This window comes from Cytobacillus gottheilii, assembly GCF_900166665.1.
Classification (GTDB): Bacteria; Bacillota; Bacilli; order Bacillales; family Cytobacillaceae; genus Cytobacillus; species Cytobacillus gottheilii_A.
In genome coordinates this window covers 2,219,519-2,244,274 of the sequence record NZ_LT800494.1, presented here as the reverse complement: position 1 = coordinate 2,244,274, position 24,756 = coordinate 2,219,519, and the positions used below count along the sequence as shown (strand labels likewise).

The window sequence follows — 24,756 nt, the reverse complement described above, 5'->3', positions numbered from 1 at the left end:
TTTATGATTCCTCCTTTTGCTTAAATCTGATTTTCAATCCTAAAGCTGCTCCCAGAAAACCGCTGATTATACTGCTTAAAACATAAATAAATCCAATCAAATAATTCCCTTCCACTAGAAGCCTTGCTGTTTCAGCACTTACAGCTGACAAGGTCGTAAAAGAACCGATGATGCCTGTTCCAAAGAAAAGTTGATACTCCGCTTTAATTCGAAATCTTTTTGAATTTGCTACAAGTACCCCTAAAAGCAGTGATCCTAAAATGTTGGTAAAGAAAGTTGCAAATGGAAATGAATGAACCGTACTATACGGCATGAAGGAAAGGCCATAGCGCAATGAACTTCCAATCATCCCGCCCATGCCAACATATAAATACTTCATTTCATCACTCCTAACCACGTGCTGATTGCCTATAACTCCCACTTTATGATCTTACATATCCATATGTATTTTACGCATTCTAAAAAAGATATAAACTAGAAGGAGTGATCATGTTGATTAACAAAAAAGTAATAATCGGAACAGCTTTTGCTGCTATGATGCTATCAGCGTGCGGAGCCAACAACAATAACTTGAATGACACTGCATTTGATGATAGAAATTTAAATGAACCACTTCGAGTCAATTATGAAAACAACGACCGGAATAACCGACCGAATGAAGATAATGATAATACCCGCTCCTATAATGTAAATGATAATGGAAATCCAGGGCTTGAAGACTACAGGTTATACGGAGGCAATCGTGTAAACAATGCAGAGGATGAGATCAACCATTCAATGGAAGTAGCTGATCGGGTTGCAGACAAAATTACAGATATGCAGGAAGTGGATACTGCTAATGTAATTGTTACAGACAATAATGCATATGTCGCCGCCTCACTAGAAAATGTTCGAAACTTAGAAACAAGAGAAACACTTGAGAATAAGATATCTGACCAAGTTAAGTCCGTTGATCAGGATATTGATCAAGTATATGTATCATTTGATCCTGATTTTAACAATCGCATGACCAATTATGCAGATAATATCCGCAATGGTGAACCTGTCGAAGGATTCTTTGACGAATTTAATGAAATGGTGCGCCGAATTTTTCCTACTCGAAACGATTAAGCAAATCAATATATATTATTTAAAACATGAAAAGGCAAGCTGGAACGGTCCAAAGCTTGCCTTTCTTATGTAATTAGAAGAGAGATACGTACTTAAAGCGTATTCACCATAACATATGACCCTCAAACACTTCTCTCTTAATTACAATTCTTTAAAGTAATCCTTATAAAACCCGCTAACTTTTCCAGAGTTATCAACAACGAAATAAAACTCTTCAGTTTCATTTTTTACTTCATACGTCTTTTCTGCTGTTAATGCTCTGTTAACAATATATTTTGCTGCATCTGTATGAACACATTTAACTTTTTTTATTGTTGGTCTTTCATTCCAAGATTGATGAATCATTGTCAGACACTCCTTCATATTCATTCTCTACTAGTATAAAGAATATGAATCAGTATCTGCAAGCTGATTTTGCGGAACACGAGTCTTTTCAGGCATATATTTCATTTTTTTGCGAATGGATTGTATTTTATTTTCTTCGAATGTATACATTTCACCTGTTAACACATCTTTTAGCGTAATATATGTTATATTTTGTATGCGATCGACTCTAATGAATTCCATATTTTTATATTGCTCATGGTTATATTCAATTTCGATTAATCCATAATCTGCAATAGTATTCATTAAATGACCTTCTTTCTAAGCTGTTGGCATCTATCTTTACCACCAGCTCAGCATGTATTAAACATTTTTGCACGATATTATAAAAGATGTGCCTGTTCATTTTCATGAATGCTTGCATTCTTTTTAAATCTTTAGACCAAGACCTTTAAGCTGTTCCTCCAGCTGAGCAAAATACCGATCACTAAGCCGCCCCTTCGCTCCTCTTAAGATCTCGGTTGCATAGTGCAATGGCGGTGCTTTTTCTTCTTTTTTATTGTAAACATGAAAGGTTAACGCATTCGTAATCGTCTTTCCATCTGGTAAGCATATATCAACAAAAATTGGACGATACCAGCCTCCATAAAAACCTTCTCTTTGAAATAAATACTCTACCCCTTCATATGGTATTTCATATAGGATCCCTTCTGTTTCACCGCCATTTTCAACGATATCCGCTCTTCCTCCATCTGTTCCTGGAAAAACATATTTCATAGAATAGCCTTTTAACAGGCCAACTCCCCGAATGGTACGAAAAAACTGATCCGCTTTTGCAGCTTTAAACCGTTCCATATCCATGCAGGAACCATAGGCAAAATAATAAATTTTTTCAGGTTTCCTCTCCATCAGCCTATTTAACTTCCAATCTCCATGAACAATAGGTTTACCCAAAAGGTCATCTCGATTAGATACATAAACAAAGGCTTTATGAATACCCGAATCTGTATGAATATTGAGTTCTATACGGTTGTATAAATTATTTTCATCACCAGGAATAAAATCTTCCAGCTCATCCAGATCTTTAAATTGTTCAGATTTTACTTCATATAGTTCACCGTACACTTTATGTTCCAGATCAGAGCCTTTCATTGTCGGATATCCTAAACCTGTATCATATAATTCTCCATATACCCAGGCTTGCTGTGCAAGACAACTGTTTTTTTCCAGCAGAAAATGATTCTTTTCATGCTTGCGCAGTGTTCCATAAACGAACAGCTTGTACACTTCACTCAAAAAAATAGCCTCCTTTGCTTATCTCTTTACCTTATTCTTCAGCATAAAAACAAAATCCTTTAAGAAACATCCGCTGGATAAGAGATAAAAAAGGCAATTTCGATTACATTCCTAGCTTTTATAAATTTTGATGGGCAGTCTTTTCGATCGACTGCTCTCTAAGTTTGTATTTTTGAATTTTACCGGATGCGGTCATAGGATAAGATTTTGTAAACTCAATGTAGCGGGGAACCTTGTGACGAGAAATGCTTCCTATACAATAGGAACGAACCTGTTCAACTGTTAGATCAGCACCCTCTTTTAAAATGATCCATGCTGCGGCTTCTTCTCCATAGACAGCATCTGGAACGCCAACAACCTGTACATCTAAAATCGCGGGATGTGTATATAAGAATTCTTCAATTTCACGAGGATATATATTTTCACCTCCGCGAATAATCATATCCTTTAGTCTCCCGGTAATTTTACAATAGCCATTTTCATCCATAACCGCTAGATCCCCAGTATGAAGCCAGCCTTCTTCATCAATGGCATTCTTAGTGGCTTCCGGATTTTTATAATAGCCCTTCATCACATGATATCCTCTTGTACACAATTCTCCCTGCATCCCATATGGCAATTCCTTGCTTGTACCAGGTTCTGTAATTTTCACATCAACCATAGGCAAGGCTCTTCCAACACTTTCAACTCTGAGCTCGAGAGGATCATTTGCTCTTGTTTGCGTGATGACAGGTGATGATTCAGTTTGTCCATAACAAATCGTTATCTCAGCAGCTCCCATTTTATGAATGACATCCTTCATGACTTCAATCGGACAGTTTGATCCTGCCATAACCCCTGTTCTTAATGAACTCAGATTATAAGAAGCGAAATGAGGATCATTTAATTCTGCAATAAACATAGTCGGCACTCCATGCAAGGCTGTACACTTTTCTTTCTCTACAGTCTTCAAGACTTCTGATGCATTAAATTCTTGAACAGGTACCATTACCGCACCAACTGAAACACAGGCAAGTGTGCCAATGACACAGCCGAAGCAATGAAAAAACGGCACAGGTATACACAATCTGTCCTGACTTGTAAGCTTCATGCAGCCTGCAATATGATAAGCATTGTTGATGATATTAGAATGCGTGAGCATAACCCCTTTAGGAAATCCCGTTGTACCAGACGTATATTGCATATTGATGACATCATAAGCGGACAGACTTTGTTGGCGTTCTTTCAATTCTTCATCTGAAATTTGATTTCCCATTTCTATAATCTCATTCCAATTGTATGTACCAGGATAGTTATTCTCACCTATAATGATGACATTCTTTAAAAATGGCAGCCTGTCAATTTGAAGGTTCCCTCTCTCAGCCTCTGTCAATTCAGGAATTAGTTCATATAACAACTCAATATAAGAAGCATCCCGGTATGTTTCCATTAAAATCAATGTTGTAGCATCTGATTGGCTCAGCAAATATTCCAGCTCAGCCTTTCGGTAATTGGTATTTACTGTGATCAGAACTGCTCCCATTTTTCCTGTTGCAAATTGAACTGTCACCCATTCAGGGATGTTGCTGCTCCAAACAGCAAGGTGATCTCCCTTCGCAACCCCAAGTTTCATTAATCCTTTTGCTGCCATATTACAAGAATCATTGAATTGACTATAAGTCAGCCGTAAATTTCGATCTGAATAAACAAGAGCCTCCTTCTCTGGAAACATATATGCCTGTTCCTCAAGCAATTGGCCTACAGTGGTGTTCAGCAATTGGTTCATAAAACCCGCCCTTTCAAAGAATGATTGTTTACGAGTTATTTAAAACGCTTTCATATTATAATATCAAAAAATTAATAATATTCAATATTTTTAGGGACGATTATTCTCTTCGGCCATCAAATATATGGAAAAATTAAAGAGGCGGGGACATAATTATTAAGCGCAATAATAGCAACGAATGGTTAAGAAGTCATTCTTTTTATTTGTTATTTTTACAAACATGATTGTAATGGAGCGTCGACTCCGGAGGGAAATAGAGGAAAGAGTGAGACCCCTTAGGCCTGCCGAGGAGGCTCAGCTTCCTCCCTTCGGAAAACGAGGGTCCGCAGCGAATTGGAAACAGCTTATTTGATTACCCAAACCAAGTATTAAATATTCGTGTTTTAGAAGTGACGTTCTTGTTTGACTCAACCACTAAAAAAATCACTGATAACTTTTTATTCATATTGAACTCCATTTACACAGATTGGCCCACCTATTAGAGGCGGATCGAGGATGACTTTGTATTGCTTTCCCTTACTAGTTCTATTTGTATCTTGGGAAGTAAAACAAATCTCCGTATTTCCAACCATAATCCGCACTTTTTTTAAAGTATCATTCATATACATTTGTTCTCCAAATAGAGAACTCCATGACAATGCCGCTTTTTTATAGTCAGTAACTGGCCATTCAACTCTCTTAATTTGACTATTTTCGAGATTTGAATCAACAAACCCGCCAGTCTTTAATTCTGCCAATCTACTTTCATCGTTTTCCTTCCACTCAATGAAAAATGGAAGCGGGATATAGGGATCCTTGTCTTCTATAAAGAGCATTTTCCATTCTATTTGTTTTCCATCCTGACGAATCCTGCTCCCATGGAATATTGGCAATGTTTTAAGGTTGAGATTATGTAGATGCTGCTGAAGCTTATCAATATGCTCTGTTCGAAAGCAAATTTGACCGATTCCTTCTTCCCTTTTAATCGTATTTCTTAAGTGAATAACTAAAGGGTTATCACTTTTAGCTGCAATTTCAGCATGTTCAATTGCTAAGAATTCAATATAAGCTAACCCGCTATACAGAAGACTATTATAAGTTCCCCAATTTTTGTGACTGCCTCCTGCTACAGCATGAATTCCCTTGTTCTGAAATGTATGTACCACATGCTGCGGGTCATTCCCAATAAAATGGACAATATGATCTAACGTAATCTCCATGTTTTTCCTCCTAGTGATGACATATTGGCTCTATTTTATCACTCATAAGCCGTATAAAGAAAATGTAAGATATAAACGTTATATTGTCCTTATGCTTTTTATCACTAAATCATCAACTGGAAATATAGGTAATTCATTCCTTTTGTGATATTTTCGCACAAATGGGTTTTCAAATCTTAACATATCCTTTACAATGTACAAAAGAAAGAAAATTCAATCCATTTAACCAGGAGGTATGCACATTGAAAATTATGAGTAATGAGCAGTTGGTCGTCTCGTATCGTGATGCATTGAAGTCAGGGTCAGAAGAGGAATGGATTAGGATTTTAAAATCAGAAATTCAAAGACGCGGATTAAGACCATTTAAAGATTAATGATTGATGAAGAACGGAAGGAGCCCTTCCGTTCTTTTTATTTTAAAACAGATGTTTCTCTTTGTTCTCTTTATGCAGCGAAACATCATTTAAGCTTGCGATTGAATGTAAATCCTCTTTTGTTAGAATACCGATCTTTTTAAGCAGACAACTATACAGGACAATCTTTTCTTTTCTTCCTTTCATGATCACCACTCCTGCTTTTACTACAGTTTATGCACATAAGCCAAAAAGTTTCCTTAATGCAAAAATTTTAAATCCTTACTTATCCTTTAAATAAAACCCATTTTTTTAGAATAGGCTGGTTTGCAAACTTTTTTTTAATCATCCATATGTACAAAGATGTCCAGATCGTGTACTCCTATTCTAACAGAGAGGGTTCTGATCCTAAGCAGGTGTCTCACACGTTTATGTTTCAAATCAACAGGCAAAGTAATTAATTTGATTTTCCAAAACTATAGGTTTATAAATCTCTTAAAAATAGACGGAAGAATTCCGTTTAAATCGTAAAATTGCTAAATTTGTGCTTAAATAAAAGGAGAAACTCCGACTAACTGACCGAAAAACTTGTAAATTAGCGATTTTTTTCAACATAATCGGAAAACTCCGCTTATTTCACAAAAAAATAGCTCAATTTCGGAAATAAGGGTAATATCTCCGCTTATTTTCACCGCTTCCTCATATGCAAAACAAGAAGTTTTCAACTTTGCAGCGATGACCAAGAACAACACTCGATCAGTTAAACTAAAATGAAAAACGGAGGCCAAAGGCCCCCGTTTTCTTATGCTTCAAATAATAATGATTCAGGATCTTCAATAAGCTCTTTCACACGTTTTAAGAACGTAACCGCTTCTTTTCCATCTACAATTCGGTGATCGTAGGACAAAGCAATATACATCATTGGGCGATTTTCCATTTTTTCTGCATCGATGGCAACTGGGCGCAGCTGAATGGAATGCATTCCTAAAATACCCACTTGAGGTCCATTTAAAATTGGCGTTGACAGTAATGAACCGAACACACCGCCATTTGTAATCGTGAACGTACCGCCCTGTAAATCTGAAATGGCTAATTTATTATCTCTTGCTTTTTTGCCAAGACCAACAATATCTTTTTCAATTTCGGCAAAGTTTTTGCGATCAGCATCTCTGACAACTGGAACAACTAATCCTTCATCTGTTGAAACAGCAATTCCAATGTCATAGAACTTTTTAAGCACAAGCTCATCGCCTTGAATTTCAGCATTTAATAATGGGCTGCGTTTCAGAGCAGCGACAACTGCTTTTGTGAAGAAGGACATAAATCCAAGCTTAACATCGTTATCTTCCTGGAACTTATCTTTGCGTTTTTTGCGAAGGTCCATAACATTTGTCATATCAACCTCATTAAACGTTGTTAGCATAGCAGCTGTTTGCTGAACTTCCACAAGACGTTTTGCGATCGTTTGTCTGCGGCGAGTCATGCGAATCCGTTCAACTGGCTTACTGTCTGCTGACGCTGCAGCAGGCTGGGATGGTGCTTTTGATACTGGTGCCGGTGCAGCTGGCGCTGATTTTGCTTCAGGATTATAACTAGATACATCTTGTGCACGAACTCGGCCTAACGGATCTGCAGTTGGCACTTGAGTTAAATCAATTCCTTTTTCTCTGGCCATTTTTCTGGCAGCAGGTGATGCAATCGGACGCTGTTTGCCAGATGCTGAAGCAGTTTCTTCAGCTTTTTCTGCAGCAGCAGGTGCCTTTTGTTCTTCTTGCTTTTGTACAGCTGGTGGTTCTTCTGTTTTTGATGCAGCAGGTGCAGGCGCTTCTCCGCCCTCGCTAACAACAGCAATCGTTTCCCCAACATTTACTGTGTCGCCTTCCTGTGCTTTTAATTCTGATAATACACCGCTGTATTCGGAAATGATTTCAACATTTACCTTATCCGTTTCAAGTTCAACGATGTAATCCCCTTTGTTTACTGCATCACCTGGCTGTTTAAGCCATTGTGCAACCGTACCTTCCGTAATCGATTCTGCTAATTCAGGAACTTTAATTTCTGCCACCTTAATTTCCTCCCTTATTGCTTACGTGTTAATGCTTCTTCGATTATTCTCGCTTGCTCCATTTTATGCACATTTGGATCTCCCTCAGCAGGTGAAGATCTGCGGCGTCTGCCGATGTAACTCACAGCAGATCCTTCAGGTGCGATTTCATTCAGACGAGGTTCAATGAAAGTCCATGCTCCCATATTCTTCGGCTCTTCTTGAACCCAAACGATTTCCTGAAGGTTTGGATAGCGGCTCATGATTTCATTTATTTTAATTAAAGGGAATGGATAGATTTCTTCAACACGTAAAACATGAAGCCAATCCATATCCTCTTTTTTACTAAGACTTTCTGCTAAATCAATCGACATTTTTCCTGTCGCTAAGACAATCCGTGTTACGGCCTCATGATTTTCACCTAGACCATTTTGTTCAATAACGGATTTAAATTCACCTTCACTCAACTCGATGCCATTTGAAGCAACAAGTGGATTACGAAGCAAACTCTTTGGCGACATGATGACGAGCGGCCGAACTTCTTCTTTATTTAGAATCGCTGCTTGTCTTCTCAAAATATGGAAGTATTGAGCCGATGATGACAGGTTTGCCACAGTCCAGTTATTTTCAGCGGCTAGGATTAAGAATCGCTCTAACCTTGCACTTGAATGTTCTGGTCCTTGTCCTTCATATCCATGAGGCAAGAGCATGACAAGACCAGATTTTTGTCCCCATTTTGCACGGCCAGCAGCAATAAATTGGTCAAACATTACTTGAGCAGAGTTGGCAAAATCCCCATATTGCGCTTCCCATAATACTAGAGTTTCAGGTGCAAAAACATTGTATCCATATTCAAAGCCAAGTACAGCCATTTCTGATAATGGGCTATTATGGATAGCAAAAGAAGCCTTAGCAGAGTCGAGCTTGTGCAATGGTGAATATGCTTTGCCCGTTGTATGGTCGTGCAGGACAACATTCCGCTGTGCAAAAGTTCCGCGTTCTGAATCCTGTCCAGTTAAACGAATTGGTGTTCCATCCGCTAAAATAGAAGCATAAGCAAGTGTTTCGGCTAATCCCCAATCAATCTTGCCATTTCCTTCTAAGGCATCTGTACGGCGTTTTAAGATTTTACCCAGCTTATCAAAAACTTTAAAATCCTCAGGCCACGTCAGCAGCTCTTCATTCATTTGCTTCAGTCTGTCAATTGAAACAGCTGTAGGAATAAATGGAAGCTCCTTATCAACGAATTCTGGCGGATTCATATCATCCATTTGAACGGTTTTCTTTTTAGCTGGCACCTTTTCATAAGCAGCTTTCAGCTTTGCCATTACTTCGCCGTGAATTTCTTTTGCATGATCCTCAGAGATTGATGCTTCCTCTAAAAGTCGTTGCCCATAAAGCTCTTTAACTGTTGGACGCTGGTGAATAATGTTGTACATTAATGGATTCGTTGTCATTGGCTCATCCATTTCATTGTGGCCAAAACGGCGATAGCCAATTAAATCAATTAAGAAGTCCTTCTGGAATTTAGCACGATATTCACATGCCAATCTAGCTGCTGATACAACAGCTTCGGGATCGTCTGCATTCACATGAAGAATCGGGATCTCATACCCTTTTGCTAAATCACTCGCATATCTTGTTGAGCGGGAATCATGTGATTCTGTCGTAAATCCAATTGTGTTGTTTGCAATTAAATGGATGGAACCGCCGGTGTCGTAACCTGTTAACTGTCCAAGGTTTAACGTTTCAGCAACCACTCCCTGGCCCGGGAACGCAGCATCACCATGTATAATGATGGACAACGCACTGCTGTGGTTTACTTCAGGATAGCCAGAAGCAGATCGATCATCCTGAGAGGCTCTTGTGTAGCCTTCAACTACTGCACCTACAAATTCAAGGTGACTTGGGTTGTTTGCTAATGTCAATCGTGCAACCGTCGTATTCTCAGCCTTAATTTGCTTATCAAGTCCAAGGTGATATTTTACATCTCCTGTCCAGCCATAGCTTATGCCAATTGAGCCTTCAGAAGGGACTAAATCTTTATTTGGTGCATGCTGAAATTCTGCAAAAATCATTTCATACGGTTTCCCAAGCACATGTGCCAAAACATTCAAACGGCCGCGGTGTGCCATACCAATATTTATTGTCTTTGCACCATCACCTACTGATTCTGATACAATTTCGTCCAAGAGGGGAACCATTGTATCCAAACCTTCTATTGAAAAACGCTTTTGACCAACAAAGGTACGATGTAGAAATTTCTCAAATTCCTCTACCTCTGTTAAGCGTTTATAAACCTTAACCTTCTCTTCTTTTAATAGGGAAGCCCTTACACTATTGCTTTCAACTTTGCGTCGGAGCCATTCTTTTTCACTAGCATCATATACATGATTAAATTCAAAAGCGATTGGTCCCATATAAACGGATTTTAAATAATCGATAGCTTCTTTTCCATTTCGAAGCGGAATTTGCGCTTCTGAGCAAATGACATGTGCAGGCACATTTAATAAATCATTTTCTGTTAATCCATATGTTTTTAAATCAAATAGAGCTTCTTCAGCCGGCCGGTCATTTAAAGGGAATATCTTTGCCCCCAAGTGACCGTAGGAGCGAATATTGTCAGCAAGTTTAATCGCTGCCAGACTTTTTTCCAATTGGCCTGCAGTTACTGCATGGTCTGCACTCGAAACAGGTTGAGATACAGATCCAGTTTCCTGGAATGGTGATCCATTTTCTTCAAAAAACGTTCTCATTTCATCGTCAACTGATTGTGGATCTTCTAAGTATTTTTCATAAAGCTCAATTACATAGCCGAGGTTTGGGCCGTGAAAACCAAGACCAAATGGCCCTTCGCCATTAGATGGCTTTTTCATGGAAAATTACCTCCATAACTCTTTTTAAATGTTTTTTATATAATATTAAAATTTTATCCTCTTTAAATGATATTCAAATACTCCGATTAAAAAACCACGGAAAAAATTGTGAATAATATTATTTTTCAGAGGATAAAACGTTTCCATAGCCATTTTAACACGTTAAAGGCATAGATACAAAGATAAAAACACGAAAATAGTGGAAAATAATATATTATTTTTTAGAAAAATACTTATATTGAGAAAATGAATTGCCATTCGGTTTATTATGTAAGTATTTTCAATATTGTTAACTTATGAAACACAAAAAACTTGCCCATTTCGGCAAGCGAAAAAACAATTATGAAGCTAAGATGGACCTCTTTGTCATTACTTAATAGAAAAAGGCAACTGTCCGGCTTAACACATTTCAACTAAATATAGTGGCTCTTTAACCTTTTGCACAAACTTTGCATGATCAATTGGAGATCTCAAATTTCGCGGATAATCAATATGACCGCTGCACATAAAGCATTGGTTTTGTTTACATTGATGAATCACTTCTATGCCATCTTCTGTTGCAATAACTATTGGATCATCTGCACTCGCCAGTTCCTCAGCATGAACATGAAATTGCATGAAAAATTCTCCACCCTTTCTTCCTCCACTTTAATGAAAAGCACCAATATTTTATTTTAGAACTTTGTTTCATTATAGTATAAAAAATAGGATTCAACAGTAACTATGGATTACTTTCTACTAATTTTTTCCGAATAAAATTTCAATGACTTGACAAAATAACCTATATACAGGAATTAGGAGGAACATGAGTGAATATTGGGCGTGCCATTGAAATATCTTCTGCTGCAGAAACCTTTAATATTACGTATTTGGATGAACCAGTAATTATCCAACATGTGGACGAACACACCAAAACGGCTAGGATCTATTATAAGAAAGAACCTGACCGTGAGGATGAAGTACCCGTTCTTTATTTAATTGAAGAATGACATGAATGCTGCTGGAAAATGCCCCAAAGCATCTAGATTCTCAACCACACCAAAGTTAAACGTATATAGTAACAAAATTACCCGAATGATTAGACAGTAATCAATAAACTGCTAATCATTCGGTTTTTTTATAAGCTGAAAGGACAAGCCACCCACTAGTTTACATAATATTATTATTGTAACTTTTTATTTACGTCAATTTTTATTAACTTATTCGTTTTTTGATCGACTTCTATCATGACTATGACACCGAATTCCTCTTCCCCTTCCTTAGCCCACAGGGTGAATTGTTCTATTGCTATTTTATCTTTGTCAACTCGTCCATCGTAGCGATAATCAACCATTTGAGCATTAGGAAACTTTTTCTTTGCAGATTTGACGGCTAATCTTCCCCATTTAGCATATCCATCTTGAATGACCACTTGATTGTTGGCCATCGGTTCTAAAGACGTTATGTCACCAGCAAAAATGAATGAAAAAATTAGAAAAACACTTTTAGTCCAGGTCATGCTGCTCTCCCTTTTTTAAATGTTCATTTTTCGTTCTTTCCCGTTCTTCGTCTACTAAAATATACGCAATTTGTTCCTCCAATAAATGATGCAGAATGTCTTTTTCATCTATATCGCGAGTTTGTTCTCTTTGTTCATCCACTTTTTTAGCCTCCCATCCTTATATAATCAGTTTGAAGATTGGAGCGTCTTTTTATGCGTGATGTTTTTAACCTGTGATTTGGTGAAATAGGTATATAAGAATAAAATGGAGATGATTTTCAATGCCTGATATTTATAAATGCAAAAATTTCAGTAAAACCGGAAAAATCCAGCTGCCTAGTAAATGGAGAAAAGAATTTGGTTTATTGCCGGGGAAGGTTGCAGAACTTTCGTATGTTAAGAAACAGGTGATTATTCAGAAGGCTCGCTCAAACACTACAAACAATAAGAGAATTATTTCTGAAAGCGGTGCAGTCTATATTCCGAAAGAACTTCAATTATTATTAAACGTTGATTATGAGCATGAATATTGCCTATTTATTGATGAAATCAATGAAGCATTTATCCTGCGAATCATTGATAGTGATTAATTAAAGCTACAAAAATACCGATAAATTTATCTTAAAGGAGGTTTATTGGTGATTATAAAATAAAGAGTTAAAAACACAAGAAACACCCAAACGATACCAGATTCGCTAAAATCTTTTCCTATCCGTTCGGGTCATTCTTTAGGTAATTCATCGCTTGTCTCTGTTTTTCTCACAGTTCAAAGAAGTTTCAGCATATTCTCTTTCCAATCAATTCTGACAATGATATACAAAATTCAGTCCATTCCGCTGGATAGGAATCATACCCTTTCATTTTGTATACTTTTCCCTTTGTCTCAAGTTTCACATCCCAATAGGTATCTTCTAATCGCAAACCGTCATCTTCATAAAATTCAAGCCAATTCCAAATTCTATATCGGTATATTTGTCTTTTAAACGCATCGATATTACCTGCTTTTTGAGGAAAACGATTGGTATTAGAAAATCTGCTTAAATGCCATTCAAAATAATGAAATTGATGCTGTTCAAAATCAATATTAATTTTATACCAAGGTCCGGGATGACCTCCTAATGAGACACGCAGCCGTATTGGGTCTTTATTGGGATCAATTATGATCTCTCCATTTTGTATTATGAATAAATCCTTCTTCCGGTCAATCACTGTTTGAACATCTGCTAATTGTACTGTTTTCCCCTTTTCCGCTTTTTCGTTTCTATGATTTATTTCTGCACATAATGCAAGCAGTGAGATGGGACCTTTTTTTTCAATAATATCTAATATAGTATCCAGCATACTCAAAATTCCTTCCCCTCATAAAGCACGTCCTTGGTAAATAACTTAATATTATCTTACCTTTTTTTGCATATGCTAAAACCAAAACCGTATATGGATATTTTGTATAACTGTTAGCAAAGCTAATAGCAGGAGGTGTTTACTATGGAGAACAAAAACATCGGAAATGATAAATTGCCACCGTTCACTAAACTTGACGATCGTTTAATTGCACAGCATTCTTCCAGTCCATCGTTAGTCATTCGCACGAATCTAGATGAGAAAAACTCTACAGAAGAAAATCCTTATTATAATGGATCAAATGAAAAAGAAATTAAAGAATATTTTGAGGAATAAAGTAATAGAATGACTATAAAGCAAGGATTTTGTAGCATTTCACATTAAGAATTTAATAAAAAATAAAATTATTTCAAAAAAATATTTGACATCTATGATTTAATGCGTTAAATTAATAATCAAGTTTAAAAAACAAAATACGAACACACTTCTTATCAAGAGAGGTTGAGGGACTGGCCCTATGACACCTCGGCAGCGGAATTTTATTCTGTGCCAACTCCAGCAAGCATGTCTTGAAAGATGAGAAGAGGTCAGATCGTTTATTATCTATTGCCCTCTTCTTATGTAGAAGAGGGTTTTTATTTTTAACTAAATAATATTCTTATCGAGAGAGGTAGAGGGACTGGCCCTATGACACCTCGGCAGCGGCTTCAATCTGAAGTTTGTGCCAAATCCAGCAAGCTGAAGAGCTTGAAAGATAAGGAGACTTCATTGCTGTATTTTGTTTGCAAATCTCCTTCTTTCTTTCGAGAAGGAGATTTTTTTATCTATGAAACACAACTGGAAATGGAGATGAAAAGTTTGATTGAATTTCAGCAGCTCAGAAAAGTATACGATAGCGGCGGACAGCAGGTTGCTGCGCTTAACGGAATTGATCTAAAAATCAATAAGGGAGAAATATTTGGTGTAATCGGCTTCAGCGGAGCTGGTAAAAGCTCACTCATTCGCTGTGTGAACTTGCTTGAACGTCCGACGTCCGGTCATGTCATTGTAGATGGACACGACCTTACCTCCCTATCAGTCAAAGAGGTGAGAAAAGTAAAGAAGAATATCGGGATGATTTTTCAGCATTTTAATCTACTAAATTCTAAAACTGTCTTTGCCAATGTGGCAATGCCTCTTACTTTAGTGAATACACCAAAAGATCAGATTAAGAAACGTGTGGAAGAGCTGCTCGAGTTTGTCGGTCTAGCTGACAAAGCAGATAATTACCCTGACCAGCTCTCTGGAGGACAAAAGCAGCGAATTGGTATTGCAAGAGCTTTAGCAACACAGCCGTCCATTTTGCTATGTGACGAAGCAACATCTGCATTAGATCCGCAGACAACCAGCTCGATTTTACAGCTGTTAAAAAAAATTAACAAAGAATACAATATTACCATCTTAATCATTACCCATGAAATGTCAGTTATTAGGGAGATTTGTGATCGTGTTGCAGTGATAGAAGCAGGACAAATTATTGAAGAAGGGTCTGTATTTGATGTCTTTTCTTCTCCGCAAACAGTAACGGCAAGAAATTTTGTCAGTACGGTTATGAATGATCAGCTACCAGAATCCATTCAGGAACTGATTCAGCAGCATGCAGGCATGCAAAAAATATTCCGCATTAACTTTGTTGGCAACAAAGCCGGACAGCCATTATTATCGGAAATTTCCAAGAAGTTTGATATTCATATAAATGTGCTTTTTGGCAATATTACAGAATTACAGGGAATACCGTTTGGAAATTTAATAGTTGAGTTCCAAGGAGATGAAAAGGAAATTGCCCGCACCTTAACTTATATCCAAGAAAAGGAGATCAGCATTAAGGAGGTGAATGAACATGCTAGCTAATACAGACCAAATTATTGAAGCTTTAATTGAAACGATACAAATGGTCACTTTTTCACTTTTATTTTCAACCCTGCTTGGATTGCCGCTCGGTATTTTACTGGTCGTAACAAGAAAAGGACATCTGCTTGAAAACTTGCCTGTCTTTAATATTTTAAATGGAATCATTAATATTTTCCGTTCAGTACCATTCATTATTTTACTGGTTGCGCTCATTCCAGTCACAAGATTAATTGTTGGCACTTCCATTGGGACAGCAGCGGCAATTGTCCCGCTTGTCTTTTATGCAGGGCCATATATTGCGAGATTAGTAGAGAATTCTTTATTAGAAGTAGACCCAGGGGTTCTTGAAGCAGCTGAAGCTATGGGAGCTACACCATGGCAGGTCATTTCTAAGTTTCTGCTTCCTGAAGCTCTAAGTTCCCTAGTACTTGCGCTTACCATTGCAACCATCGGGCTTGTTGGTGCAACAGCGATGGCAGGAGCAGTCGGCGCAGGCGGTATTGGCGATTTAGCCATTACATATGGGTATCAGCGTTTTGATGAAATTACAATGATCATCACCGTTGCCATTCTCGTTGTTATTGTGCAAGGGTTACAAAGCTTAGGGAATTTTACTGCTAAAAAAATTAGACGAAGATAATTTAGGAGGAAACACATCATGAAAAAACTATTACTATCTAGCATTCTATTAGGTTTCGCAGCTTTTGCAGCAGGCTGCTCCAGCGACAGCTCTGAAACAGTAAAGATCGGCATTAGCGGAACAGATACGCGAACGTGGGATTTCATTGCTGAAAAAGCAGAAAAAGAAGGCATTGATATTGAAATTGTCTCATTCTCTGATTACGTAGCACCAAACACTGCACTTGCAGAAGGAGAATTGGATCTTAATGCATTCCAAACCGTTGCCTACTTCGATGTATTTATTGAAGAACACAACCTGGATCTTGTTCCCATTGCTACAACCGTTCTTGCACCGATGGGGATTTATTCTGACAAATACGAAGATGTTAATGACATTCCTGATGGTGCAAAAATTGCACTTCCAAATGATGCATCTAACCAAGGCCGTGCATTAATGCTTCTTGAAGACGCAGGACTTATCGGACTGCCTGAAGACTTTGATTCTAACGGGAACTTAACCCAAGTAACCGATAATCCTAAAAACCTTGAATTAGTTGAAATGGTTCCTGCTCAAACGCCAAGAGCATTGCCGGATGTTGCTGTATCTCTTATTAACAATGGAATTGCACGTGATGCAGGACTTACTCCATTGACTGATGCTATTTATCATGAAAGCGAAACGGCAACACCTTACATTAATATTATTGCTGCCAATGCAGAAGACAAAGATAACGAAACATATAAGAGAATCGCCGAGCTTTACCAAGAAGAAGATACAGCAGAGTTTATTGAAAAAGAATATGACGGCAACTTAATCCCTACATTTGTACCACTAAGCAATATTGGCTGGTAAACCGTTACTCTAAATCTTCAAGGAGGTTTTTGTCTTACGCAAGAACCTCCTCCATTATAAGGAGGAAATAAAATGAGCACATCAACTCAATCAGCAGCTGTTCTAAAAGAAAAAATCATTCAAAATGTAGAAGATAACAAATCAGTATACATCGAAACAAGTCATAAAATTCATGAAAACCCGGAAATAGGAAACGAAGAATTCTTTGCTTCTTCCCTTCTGACTGAACTGCTTGAAAAAGAAGGTTTCGCTGTAGAAAAGGCCGTTGCAGGGCACGAAACTTCTTTTGTCGCACGCAAAAAGAGCAGCAAACCCGGACCCTCAATCGCATTTTTAGCTGAATATGACGCTCTCCCAGGAATTGGTCATGCATGCGGCCATAATATTATTGGCACAACAAGTACAGCTGCTGCCATTGCATTGAGTAAAGTTATTGAAGAAACAGGCGGTGAAGCGGTTGTATTCGGAACACCCGCCGAAGAAGGCGGACCTAACGGAAGTGCAAAAGGAAGCTTTGTAAAACATAATCTAACAGATGGAATAGATGCAGCCTTAATGATTCACCCAAACAGTGAAACACGCTTGACTGGTCCTTCCCTGGCGGTTGATCCGCTTGATTTTGAATATACCGGCAAACCAGCACACGCTGCAGCTTCCCCGCACGAAGGCATTAATGCATTGGACGCTGTTATTCAATTGTTCAATGGAATTAATGCATTAAGACAGCAGCTGACAGATGATGTGCGTATTCATGGGATTATCACACATGGCGGAGATGCGCCAAATATTATTCCTGAATATGCTAAAGCACGCTTCTTTATTCGTGCAGCAACAAGAGCAAAATTAAATGAAGTAACTCAAAAAGTGAAGGCAGTTGCAGAAGGTGCAGCCTTGGCCACTGGGGCAAAATTAAACGTTATTGCTTTTCAAAATGCAGTAGATAACCTTCTTGCTAATGAAAAGTACGATGAGATCTTTAGAGAAGCTGCAGAAGAATTAGGAGAAACAGTTATGGGCGTTCGCGAAGGGCTTGGTTCGACTGATGCAGGAAATATTAGCCAAGTGGTGCCAACCATCCATCCTTATATTAAGATTGGTTCAAGTGGTCTGATCCCTCACACTGTTCCATTCAGAGAAGCAGCTGCTTCTCCAAAAGGAGATCAAGCATTGATTACAGGTGCTAAAGCACTTGCCTTAACTGCATTAAAGCTAATTACTGACACTGAGGTTTTAGCTGGCATTGCAGCCGAGTTTAATGAAAGGAAAGCCTTAGAAAACAAGTAATCATAACCTTAGCAGAATCAAATATAGCCATAAATAAACCCGAACGATTCGCTCTGATCGTTCGGGTCTTTTGCTGATTTTGAAAAGATTTTAGTTTAAGTTATGTATTTTTGGAAGTGAATTTTTTAATAAAGTAACCTCTTATATCTTTCTGGTGTGCTGCAATTACGATTAAGATAATTAGGAAAATCAAAAGAACCTCTGCCATTGTATAGTGAAAAACAAAATAAGCTGTAAATGGGATTACTATAAAAGACCCTAGCCCAGCTATCGTAAAACTTTTGGAAATCGGATAAAGGATAATAAAACCGAGAATAATGAAAATGGCCATAATAGGCTCGATAACAAGAATTCCGCCAATAAAGGATGAAATGCCTTTTCCGCCTTTAAATTGAAAAAGAATTGGTTTTATATGCCCAAGAATAGTCAGTAGAAGTGCAAATAGCGTTTCGCTCGGCGATAACTGAAAAATAGAACACACTACTACAACAATAGCTGCTTTTACTGCATCTCCTAAAAATGTAAAAATAAATGCCTTTTTTCCATACAACCGTCCCGCGTTTCGTGCTCCTGGATTTCCGGACCCTGTTCCCCTTATATCCCCTTTTTTAAATAGACTGCTGATTAAGACACCGGTCAATAGATTTCCAGCAAAATATGCAAACAAGTAGATCATGAACACCATAAGGTTCTCCTAGTGAATATATACTTCCATTATTATAACATGACAAGAGCTTTTATATGATAATCTTTACTTCTGCTTGTCTATTGAAAACGCCGCAAGCTGTTCGATGGTCATATCATCCATAGGAGGATTATGCAGCCCTGCTCTAACGTCCCGGTAATATCTTTGGAGCGGATTACTTTGGGACAAGCTATGTGCACCGGCAACTCTCATAGCCAAATCAACAATTTTGATCGCACTATTTGTAGCTTCGTGTTTAACGGCTGAAAGAATTGGTGTCATGTTATCTCTTGCTTCATTCTTTTTTTCATCCCATTCTTTTGCAACTCCATACATAAAATAGCGGGACTTGGATAGCTCAAGCTCAATCTCGCCAAGCTTTTGACGAACATTGGGCAGTTCAATAATCGGTTTACTAATACTTGAAGGAGTATATTTCTTCGCAAATTGAATGGAGTAGGATTGGGCAGCACGAGCAATGCCTAGATAACAGGCAGGTATATGAAGAAGCCAGCCATTGGCCCGCTTAGGACATGGCTGCATAATTTCAACTAAATGATCATTTTTAATGACTACATCTTTAAAAATAACATCATGACTTCCTGTTCCTTTCATTGCAACACTATCCCAAGTTTCTTCTATTATAATTCCCTCTTTGTTTGCGGGGATGATAAAACTGCCAACTTCCTCCGTTTCTGTAATCGTCGCGGTTACAATCATATAATCGAGTACAGGTGACATGGTTGCAAAGCTTTTACGGCCATTAATGATCCACTCATTATTCTGTTTTCTTGCAGTTGTATGCGGGTTGCCTCCTCTTGTCGGGCTGCCTGTTTGCTTTTCAGTTGCCAATGTATTAATAAGGGCACCATTAAGTACTTCTTTAGCAATCCACTGAAGAATATGTTTATCCCATTCTTTTTTTTCAAATAGGTTATGGACTATTCCCATATGCCAGCCAATTGAGAGAGCAGTTGATCCATCTCTTTCTGCTATTGTTTCCTGCAGGTGTAAAAGTTCTGCCAATGAAATTCCTTGGCCTCCATATTCTTTAGGAACTGTCAATGCCGTATAGCCTGATTGCTTTAACTCACTAATATTTTCAAAAGGAAATGTCCCTTCCGTATCATGTGCATCTGCTCTTTTACGAAAGTTTTCAGCTATTTTCTCAAGAGCGTGCAAACGCTCTTTGGCATGATCTATTTGTAAAAAATTCAATTTAATTCCCTCTTTTCCAATCGGATTATTTCTTTATTTTACTGGATTTTTCTGCTAATGTGAATTACCATGCATCATAGGCATATCTTGAAGGAGTATTTAATGAAATCATTTAGACATGTAAACAAATACGTTCCACTTTCGCTGCGGACCCTCGCTTTCATTGGGGAGGAAGCTGCTGCGCGGGCTCATCCTTTCCTATATTTCCCACAGAAGTAGAGTGCCCTCCGCTCCATATCACTCATGTTTAAAAGATATATTTTAACTTAACAAAAGAACCGAATAATGAGAAAGATTGACTTCCTAACCATTCGGTTCTATGTTCGTATTAAATACTTATATGTCCCAGTCTCGTTTTCTTCCTAGTTGATATCCATTACATTTATTTTTCTGTATGTGTCCATATCATATGCTGATATGGCTTCAGGGGATAATGCGTAGATGGTGTTGTTAATGTAAACTAGCCTGTCAATAGTATCTTCCCATTCTTCATAGATGGCATCATTGTCCTGATGGGTCATCTTTCCTTTTATCGTAAACCCATTCTCTAGATCAACTCCGTATACATATGCGCCCTGGAAGGTGTATTTACTATCATACTGTTTATCTTTTCTGTTTTCATATACCGTAATGGGAAATGCGAAAATATCTTTCTTTTTATTAAACAATAATGCTTTATGGTCATCATTTAATGGCGAATAGGTGCCCCGGCCGCCAATAATCTCTGTAAATTTTTCCTTTGGGTTTTTCATGTCAGTAACATCAAAGAGTGACATTTTAATGCCCTCTGTAAAGACGAGCGGCTCGCTTCCGTTTTTACCAGCTTCCACCCTTGTATCATAACCGAATCCAATTAAATGATTTTCATCATAAGGATGTAAATAATTACTGAAACCAGGAATTTTCAACTCGCCAAGAACTTTAGGTGACTGAGGATCACTGCTGTCTATCACAAACAGTGGATCTGTTTCCTTAAAGGTAACAATATATATCTTATCGCCCATAAAACGTGCAGAATAAATTCTTTCCCCTCGTGCTAAATCCTCTACATTTCCAACTTCATGTAAATTTTCATCTAGAATATATAAATTGTTAGCTGAAGGCCTGTCATCATTAAATGTACTACCTTTGGTTGTCGCAATTCTAAAATAACCCTCATGCTCATCCATCGAAAATTGATTCAAAATGGTTCCGTTAATTTCTGCACTTGCCATCATAACGGTTTTTAAGTCTTCAAACTTAAATTTATAAATGGTTGTATCTGGACTAAAATCATCAATACTATTTTGACGCAATGGCATTAAGGAGAAATCATTTGACGCCATATAAAGATAATCTTTTGACATATATATATTGTCACCGCTGCCAATAAAAGTGGAGAGTACAGCTTCTTTGTTTTTTTGATTTAAATCAAAGACAGCAATATTTGTGAAGTTTTGATCTTTTGATGCTGGTATATAACTGATATTCTTTACGTCCACACGCTCGAAGGAATCAGATTTTACGGTATCTTTAAACATTGGGCGCAGATCTGCTTCAGGGTTCTCCTCTAATATCCAAATATCTGGATATTGATTAGCAAGCATAAATACCTTTCCTTCTTTCATCCGTGCGGCTGTTAAGTAACCCTCGACTTCAATTTCACGTATTACTTTCGGGTCCTTTTTATTTTCAATATCAAAAACAATCGCCTTTACACCTTGATAATATGCGGGAAAAGATGTGTCTTGAACATAACCTTCCACACTTTTTCTATTTTCAGTATAACTATGTCCAATAACCACAAGCTGTTGCTCATGCAAAAACAATGACTCTGGACTAAATTCCTGATTGAATTTCAGCACGGACATGACTTCCATTTTATTAGCCGGATAAGCAGAAACAATTTGCACTTCTCCATTTGCTGCCCGGTAAATGTATTGACCATCTGTTTTTACTGCATCTGCTTCGTCGACACCTTCAACTTGGATATTTGTTTCAGAATGCTGCCCTCCTCCCTCTGCTGCGCCGCTGTTATCCATACTGCTTTCTTCTACAGACTCCGAACTGCTGAAAAGTTCAAACTTATTTGAACGTCTGTTACTGCTTAAAAGTGAAAGAAAATGGTCATTTATTTGAGCTACCGACTCCGCTTTCGGCAATGTAAGCTCGACACTAAATGACTGTTCTCTTTGTGCAGTTAAGCTCCTGCCATGCACAGATTGAATATCATCTGACAATAATAGCTTGTATGAACCTGCTCTTGCTTCATATCCTGTTTCAGGAGGTCTGATAAAAATGGCCTTTTGATCATCACTTAGATCTAGAGTAACATTTTGTTTCTCCCCTTCATCATTGACCACGTATACGGTTTGAGCATTTACAGTATGATGATCGAGTTTTTGTGAAAAATAAATTTTCCACGTTTTATTACTGAGCACCTTCGCGTCTACAGTATCAATCTGGCTGACAACCTTGAGTTGTGTACCCATAATAACAGCACTGATTGCCGCTGGTATAAGCAGCAAAAGGATCATAACAAGCCATCTTCTTTTCATTGATAACACCCCTTTATCCCTTTTGACGAGAATACCTGGAAGCAGGTTACAATGATGCACTAAATTTCTAGCAGCTTATCACCATTAGTTAATTTAATTAATAAAGGTTCACAAGAGAGCGGGAAAAAAATAAAATGCCTATGTCCACAAGCGAATAATTACAAGTTATACTGGCAGAAACCTGTTAAAAAAAATTTAAAAATTGAGCCTATAAAAAAACCGAATGACTAGGGCTATGAATACCCAACCATTCGGAAATATGTACTGTATACTTATGTTTCAACCTCTTATGCTCGGATGAAATAATAATATATTAAACTGAATTACTTTCACCAATCTTGAGTGCTTTCCAGCAATAGATCTATTTCAATATGTCTGATTAGATGAGAAATATCTTCATCAGCCATATCAGATGTATCGTCTAATAATTGGTCAATATCACCATCAAAGATTTTCATAATCAGACTCCTTGTATAATAAATGATTCAAAAGAAAAAATGTGACAATGTATTGAACTTTGCAGTTTACAATACATTTCGTGATTAAAGACATTTTTCTGGGGGTATAGTCAGTTGTAATGTAATTTACCCTTATATGTACATATATAAACGTCAAAAATGATATAACATTACAAGAACGAATTATAGTAGAAAAACATTAATCATACTGCTCTGAGCAGATAAAAAAACTAATAATACTCTAAGATACTTAGAATTACTAACATGATTTCAAGATTACCAATCATTTACTAGCCTATTTTTGAACATTTTGTGACAAAAACAGCTCGTTTAATCATGAACTTTTTGTGACACATATCACAAATGATTGTAATTAACATTATATGATACTAATATAGAGACTGTTAAAGTGAACATTAATAGTTTAGTAATGATGAATAATATTTTTCATTCATTTTTGAAAGGAGCACAATAATGAAACTTAAATCGGCAATTCTCTTTCTTGTTATTACTATTGCCACAGTGCTTACGGGGTGTGAACAATTAATTGTTCTAGATCCAAAAGGTCCGCAGGCTGCAGTACAGGCAAATGATATTATTATTTCAGCTGTCATCATGTTGTTTATTGTTATAGCTGTTTTTGGTATTTTAGCCTACATGTTAATTAAATACAGAGCTTCAAAGCAATCAGAAGATTATGAACCTCCACATATTGAGGGCAGCATTCTCGTTGAAACAATCTGTGTTGGGATTCCAGTACTCATTGTTGCAGTTCTCTCTTTCATGTCTGTTCAAAGCAACTATAAAGTTGAAGCTACACCTGCAGGATATGAAGACAAAGAACCTTTAGTAGTATATGCATCTTCTTCTGCATGGAAGTGGCATTTCAGCTATCCAGAAGAAGGAATTGAAACAGTCAATTATCTTTATGTTCCAACTGACCGGGCACTTGAATTTAAATTATATTCTTTTGGAACAATCAGCAGCTTCTGGATTCCGCAATTAGGCGGACAAAAGTATGCCATGTCCGATATGGTAAACACGCTACACCTTGCTGCAGATGTTCCTGGTGAGTACATGGGAAGAAATGCAAACTTTAATGGAAAAGGGTTCGCTGAAAATACATTTAATGTAACGGCTATGTCACAAACTGAATTTGATGAATGGGTAGAAGAAGTCAAAGAAACAGCTTCCCCGCTTACAGAAGATAAATTTGATGAACTTCTTGAACCAGGTCATCTTGGCCAATTAACATTTACAGGAACACATCTTGATTTCCGCCCTGCTCCAGAAGGAGAACACGGAGGACATAACCATGGCTCTTCTACTAATGAAGAAGAATCTGATGACGATCATCATGAAGAACATAATGATGAAGAGCATGATCACGAAGAATCGGAACATCATCATTAATTGATAGAT

The 24,756-nt window shown here is 37.5% G+C and carries 27 protein-coding genes and 2 riboswitches; of the genes, 10 read left to right on the top strand and 17 right to left on the bottom strand.

Annotated elements, in window-relative coordinates; all coding sequences use genetic code 11:
* Position 1: 1 nt before the first annotated feature.
* Positions 2-379: a fluoride efflux transporter CrcB gene (gene crcB / locus B7E07_RS11160; RefSeq protein ID WP_080845940.1), complete on the bottom strand. Its 378-nt coding sequence runs from the start codon at positions 377-379 to the stop codon at positions 2-4.
* Positions 380-489: 110 nt separating this feature from the next.
* On the opposite strand from crcB, the gene B7E07_RS11155 reads away from it, so the two are divergent.
* The gene (locus B7E07_RS11155) at positions 490-1,110 is read left to right on the top strand and encodes a YhcN/YlaJ family sporulation lipoprotein (protein WP_080845939.1); all 621 of its coding nucleotides are present in this window, start codon (positions 490-492) and stop codon (positions 1,108-1,110) included.
* Positions 1,111-1,251: 141 nt separating this feature from the next.
* On the opposite strand, the gene B7E07_RS11150 is transcribed toward B7E07_RS11155, so the two are convergent.
* From B7E07_RS11150 to B7E07_RS11130, 5 genes are all read right to left on the bottom strand, one after another.
* Positions 1,252-1,455 carry a DUF6501 family protein gene (locus B7E07_RS11150; RefSeq protein ID WP_080845938.1) on the bottom strand — a complete coding sequence of 68 codons (204 nt, stop codon included), beginning with the start codon at positions 1,453-1,455 and terminating at the stop codon, positions 1,252-1,254.
* Positions 1,456-1,485: 30 nt separating this feature from the next.
* Positions 1,486-1,740 (bottom strand): hypothetical protein, encoded by a 255-nt coding sequence (locus B7E07_RS11145; RefSeq protein ID WP_080845937.1) that lies wholly within the window; start codon positions 1,738-1,740, stop codon positions 1,486-1,488.
* A 123-nt stretch (positions 1,741-1,863) separates the two neighbouring features.
* A complete protein-coding gene (locus B7E07_RS11140) occupies positions 1,864-2,721 on the bottom strand; it encodes a gamma-glutamylcyclotransferase (protein WP_080849166.1) in 858 nt (285 codons plus the stop codon).
* Between the two features lie 127 nt (positions 2,722-2,848).
* Positions 2,849-4,486: an AMP-binding protein gene (locus tag B7E07_RS11135; RefSeq protein WP_080849165.1), complete on the bottom strand. Its 1,638-nt coding sequence runs from the start codon at positions 4,484-4,486 to the stop codon at positions 2,849-2,851.
* A 446-nt stretch (positions 4,487-4,932) separates the two neighbouring features.
* Positions 4,933-5,694: a VOC family protein gene (locus B7E07_RS11130; RefSeq protein ID WP_080845936.1), complete on the bottom strand. Its 762-nt coding sequence runs from the start codon at positions 5,692-5,694 to the stop codon at positions 4,933-4,935.
* Positions 5,695-5,945: 251 nt separating this feature from the next.
* Here B7E07_RS11130 and sda point away from each other — a divergent pair, with 251 nt between their 5' ends.
* A complete protein-coding gene (sda, locus tag B7E07_RS11125; RefSeq protein WP_373886071.1) occupies positions 5,946-6,068 on the top strand; it encodes a sporulation histidine kinase inhibitor Sda in 123 nt (40 codons plus the stop codon).
* Positions 6,069-6,110: 42 nt separating this feature from the next.
* On the opposite strand, the gene B7E07_RS23735 is transcribed toward sda, so the two are convergent.
* From B7E07_RS23735 to B7E07_RS11110, 4 genes are all read right to left on the bottom strand, one after another.
* Positions 6,111-6,254, bottom strand: coding sequence for a hypothetical protein (locus B7E07_RS23735; RefSeq protein ID WP_176215179.1), 144 nt, complete (start codon positions 6,252-6,254; stop codon positions 6,111-6,113).
* Positions 6,255-6,849: 595 nt separating this feature from the next.
* Positions 6,850-8,112, bottom strand: coding sequence for a 2-oxoglutarate dehydrogenase complex dihydrolipoyllysine-residue succinyltransferase (gene odhB / locus B7E07_RS11120; protein ID WP_080845934.1), 1,263 nt, complete (start codon positions 8,110-8,112; stop codon positions 6,850-6,852).
* A gap of 14 nt (positions 8,113-8,126) precedes the next feature.
* A complete protein-coding gene (locus tag B7E07_RS11115) occupies positions 8,127-10,967 on the bottom strand; it encodes a 2-oxoglutarate dehydrogenase E1 component (RefSeq protein ID WP_080845933.1) in 2,841 nt (946 codons plus the stop codon).
* 399 nt (positions 10,968-11,366) lie between these two features.
* Positions 11,367-11,585 carry a hypothetical protein gene (locus B7E07_RS11110; protein WP_080845932.1) on the bottom strand — a complete coding sequence of 73 codons (219 nt, stop codon included), beginning with the start codon at positions 11,583-11,585 and terminating at the stop codon, positions 11,367-11,369.
* Between the two features lie 191 nt (positions 11,586-11,776).
* Between B7E07_RS11110 and B7E07_RS11105 the strand changes: the two genes are divergently transcribed.
* Positions 11,777-11,956: an H-type small acid-soluble spore protein gene (locus B7E07_RS11105; protein ID WP_080845931.1), complete on the top strand. Its 180-nt coding sequence runs from the start codon at positions 11,777-11,779 to the stop codon at positions 11,954-11,956.
* A gap of 173 nt (positions 11,957-12,129) precedes the next feature.
* Here B7E07_RS11105 and B7E07_RS11100 read toward each other — a convergent pair whose 3' ends face one another.
* Positions 12,130-12,465, bottom strand: coding sequence for a DUF3889 domain-containing protein (locus tag B7E07_RS11100; protein WP_080845930.1), 336 nt, complete (start codon positions 12,463-12,465; stop codon positions 12,130-12,132).
* Positions 12,452-12,607 (bottom strand): hypothetical protein, encoded by a 156-nt coding sequence (locus B7E07_RS23730; protein WP_176215178.1) that lies wholly within the window; start codon positions 12,605-12,607, stop codon positions 12,452-12,454. The genes B7E07_RS11100 and B7E07_RS23730 overlap by 14 nt, the downstream gene beginning before the upstream one ends.
* A 121-nt stretch (positions 12,608-12,728) precedes the next feature.
* Between B7E07_RS23730 and B7E07_RS11095 the strand changes: the two genes are divergently transcribed.
* Positions 12,729-13,037, top strand: a complete 309-nt coding sequence (locus B7E07_RS11095; protein ID WP_080845929.1) for a hypothetical protein — start codon at positions 12,729-12,731, stop codon at positions 13,035-13,037.
* A 187-nt stretch (positions 13,038-13,224) separates the two neighbouring features.
* On the opposite strand, the gene B7E07_RS11090 is transcribed toward B7E07_RS11095, so the two are convergent.
* The gene (locus B7E07_RS11090; RefSeq protein WP_080845928.1) at positions 13,225-13,794 is read right to left on the bottom strand and encodes a hypothetical protein; all 570 of its coding nucleotides are present in this window, start codon (positions 13,792-13,794) and stop codon (positions 13,225-13,227) included.
* A gap of 138 nt (positions 13,795-13,932) precedes the next feature.
* On the opposite strand from B7E07_RS11090, the gene B7E07_RS11085 reads away from it, so the two are divergent.
* The 5 genes from B7E07_RS11085 (at position 13,933) to B7E07_RS11065 (ending at position 18,436) form a co-directional block, all read left to right on the top strand.
* A complete protein-coding gene (locus B7E07_RS11085; protein WP_080845927.1) occupies positions 13,933-14,124 on the top strand; it encodes a hypothetical protein in 192 nt (63 codons plus the stop codon).
* A 149-nt stretch (positions 14,125-14,273) separates the two neighbouring features.
* A riboswitch (SAM riboswitch) is annotated at positions 14,274-14,371 on the top strand.
* A gap of 72 nt (positions 14,372-14,443) precedes the next feature.
* Positions 14,444-14,549, top strand: a riboswitch (SAM riboswitch).
* Positions 14,550-14,646: 97 nt separating this feature from the next.
* Positions 14,647-15,678 carry a methionine ABC transporter ATP-binding protein gene (locus tag B7E07_RS11080; RefSeq protein ID WP_080849164.1) on the top strand — a complete coding sequence of 344 codons (1,032 nt, stop codon included), beginning with the start codon at positions 14,647-14,649 and terminating at the stop codon, positions 15,676-15,678.
* On the top strand, positions 15,668-16,318 hold the full coding sequence (locus tag B7E07_RS11075; protein ID WP_080845926.1) for a methionine ABC transporter permease: 651 nt from the start codon (positions 15,668-15,670) through the stop codon (positions 16,316-16,318). The genes B7E07_RS11080 and B7E07_RS11075 overlap by 11 nt, the downstream gene beginning before the upstream one ends.
* An 18-nt stretch (positions 16,319-16,336) precedes the next feature.
* A complete protein-coding gene (locus B7E07_RS11070; protein ID WP_080845925.1) occupies positions 16,337-17,152 on the top strand; it encodes a MetQ/NlpA family ABC transporter substrate-binding protein in 816 nt (271 codons plus the stop codon).
* 72 nt (positions 17,153-17,224) lie between these two features.
* A complete protein-coding gene (locus tag B7E07_RS11065) occupies positions 17,225-18,436 on the top strand; it encodes a M20 family metallopeptidase (protein WP_080845924.1) in 1,212 nt (403 codons plus the stop codon).
* Between the two features lie 100 nt (positions 18,437-18,536).
* Here the strand turns inward: B7E07_RS11065 and B7E07_RS11060 are convergent, their stop codons facing one another.
* The 4 genes from B7E07_RS11060 to B7E07_RS24440 all read right to left on the bottom strand — a co-directional run bounded on the left by B7E07_RS11060 (position 18,537) and on the right by B7E07_RS24440 (position 23,334).
* On the bottom strand, positions 18,537-19,121 hold the full coding sequence (locus B7E07_RS11060; RefSeq protein ID WP_080845923.1) for a glycerol-3-phosphate acyltransferase: 585 nt from the start codon (positions 19,119-19,121) through the stop codon (positions 18,537-18,539).
* 66 nt (positions 19,122-19,187) lie between these two features.
* Positions 19,188-20,339 (bottom strand): acyl-CoA dehydrogenase family protein, encoded by a 1,152-nt coding sequence (locus B7E07_RS11055; protein WP_080845922.1) that lies wholly within the window; start codon positions 20,337-20,339, stop codon positions 19,188-19,190.
* A gap of 362 nt (positions 20,340-20,701) precedes the next feature.
* Positions 20,702-22,876, bottom strand: a complete 2,175-nt coding sequence (locus B7E07_RS11050; protein WP_080845921.1) for a beta-propeller domain-containing protein — start codon at positions 22,874-22,876, stop codon at positions 20,702-20,704.
* 329 nt (positions 22,877-23,205) lie between these two features.
* Positions 23,206-23,334 (bottom strand): hypothetical protein, encoded by a 129-nt coding sequence (locus tag B7E07_RS24440; RefSeq protein WP_257391433.1) that lies wholly within the window; start codon positions 23,332-23,334, stop codon positions 23,206-23,208.
* Between the two features lie 474 nt (positions 23,335-23,808).
* Here B7E07_RS24440 and qoxA point away from each other — a divergent pair, with 474 nt between their 5' ends.
* Complete coding sequence (gene qoxA / locus B7E07_RS11045; protein ID WP_080845920.1) at positions 23,809-24,747, top strand: cytochrome aa3 quinol oxidase subunit II; 939 nt, start codon at positions 23,809-23,811, stop codon at positions 24,745-24,747.
* Positions 24,748-24,756: the final 9 nt, after the last annotated feature.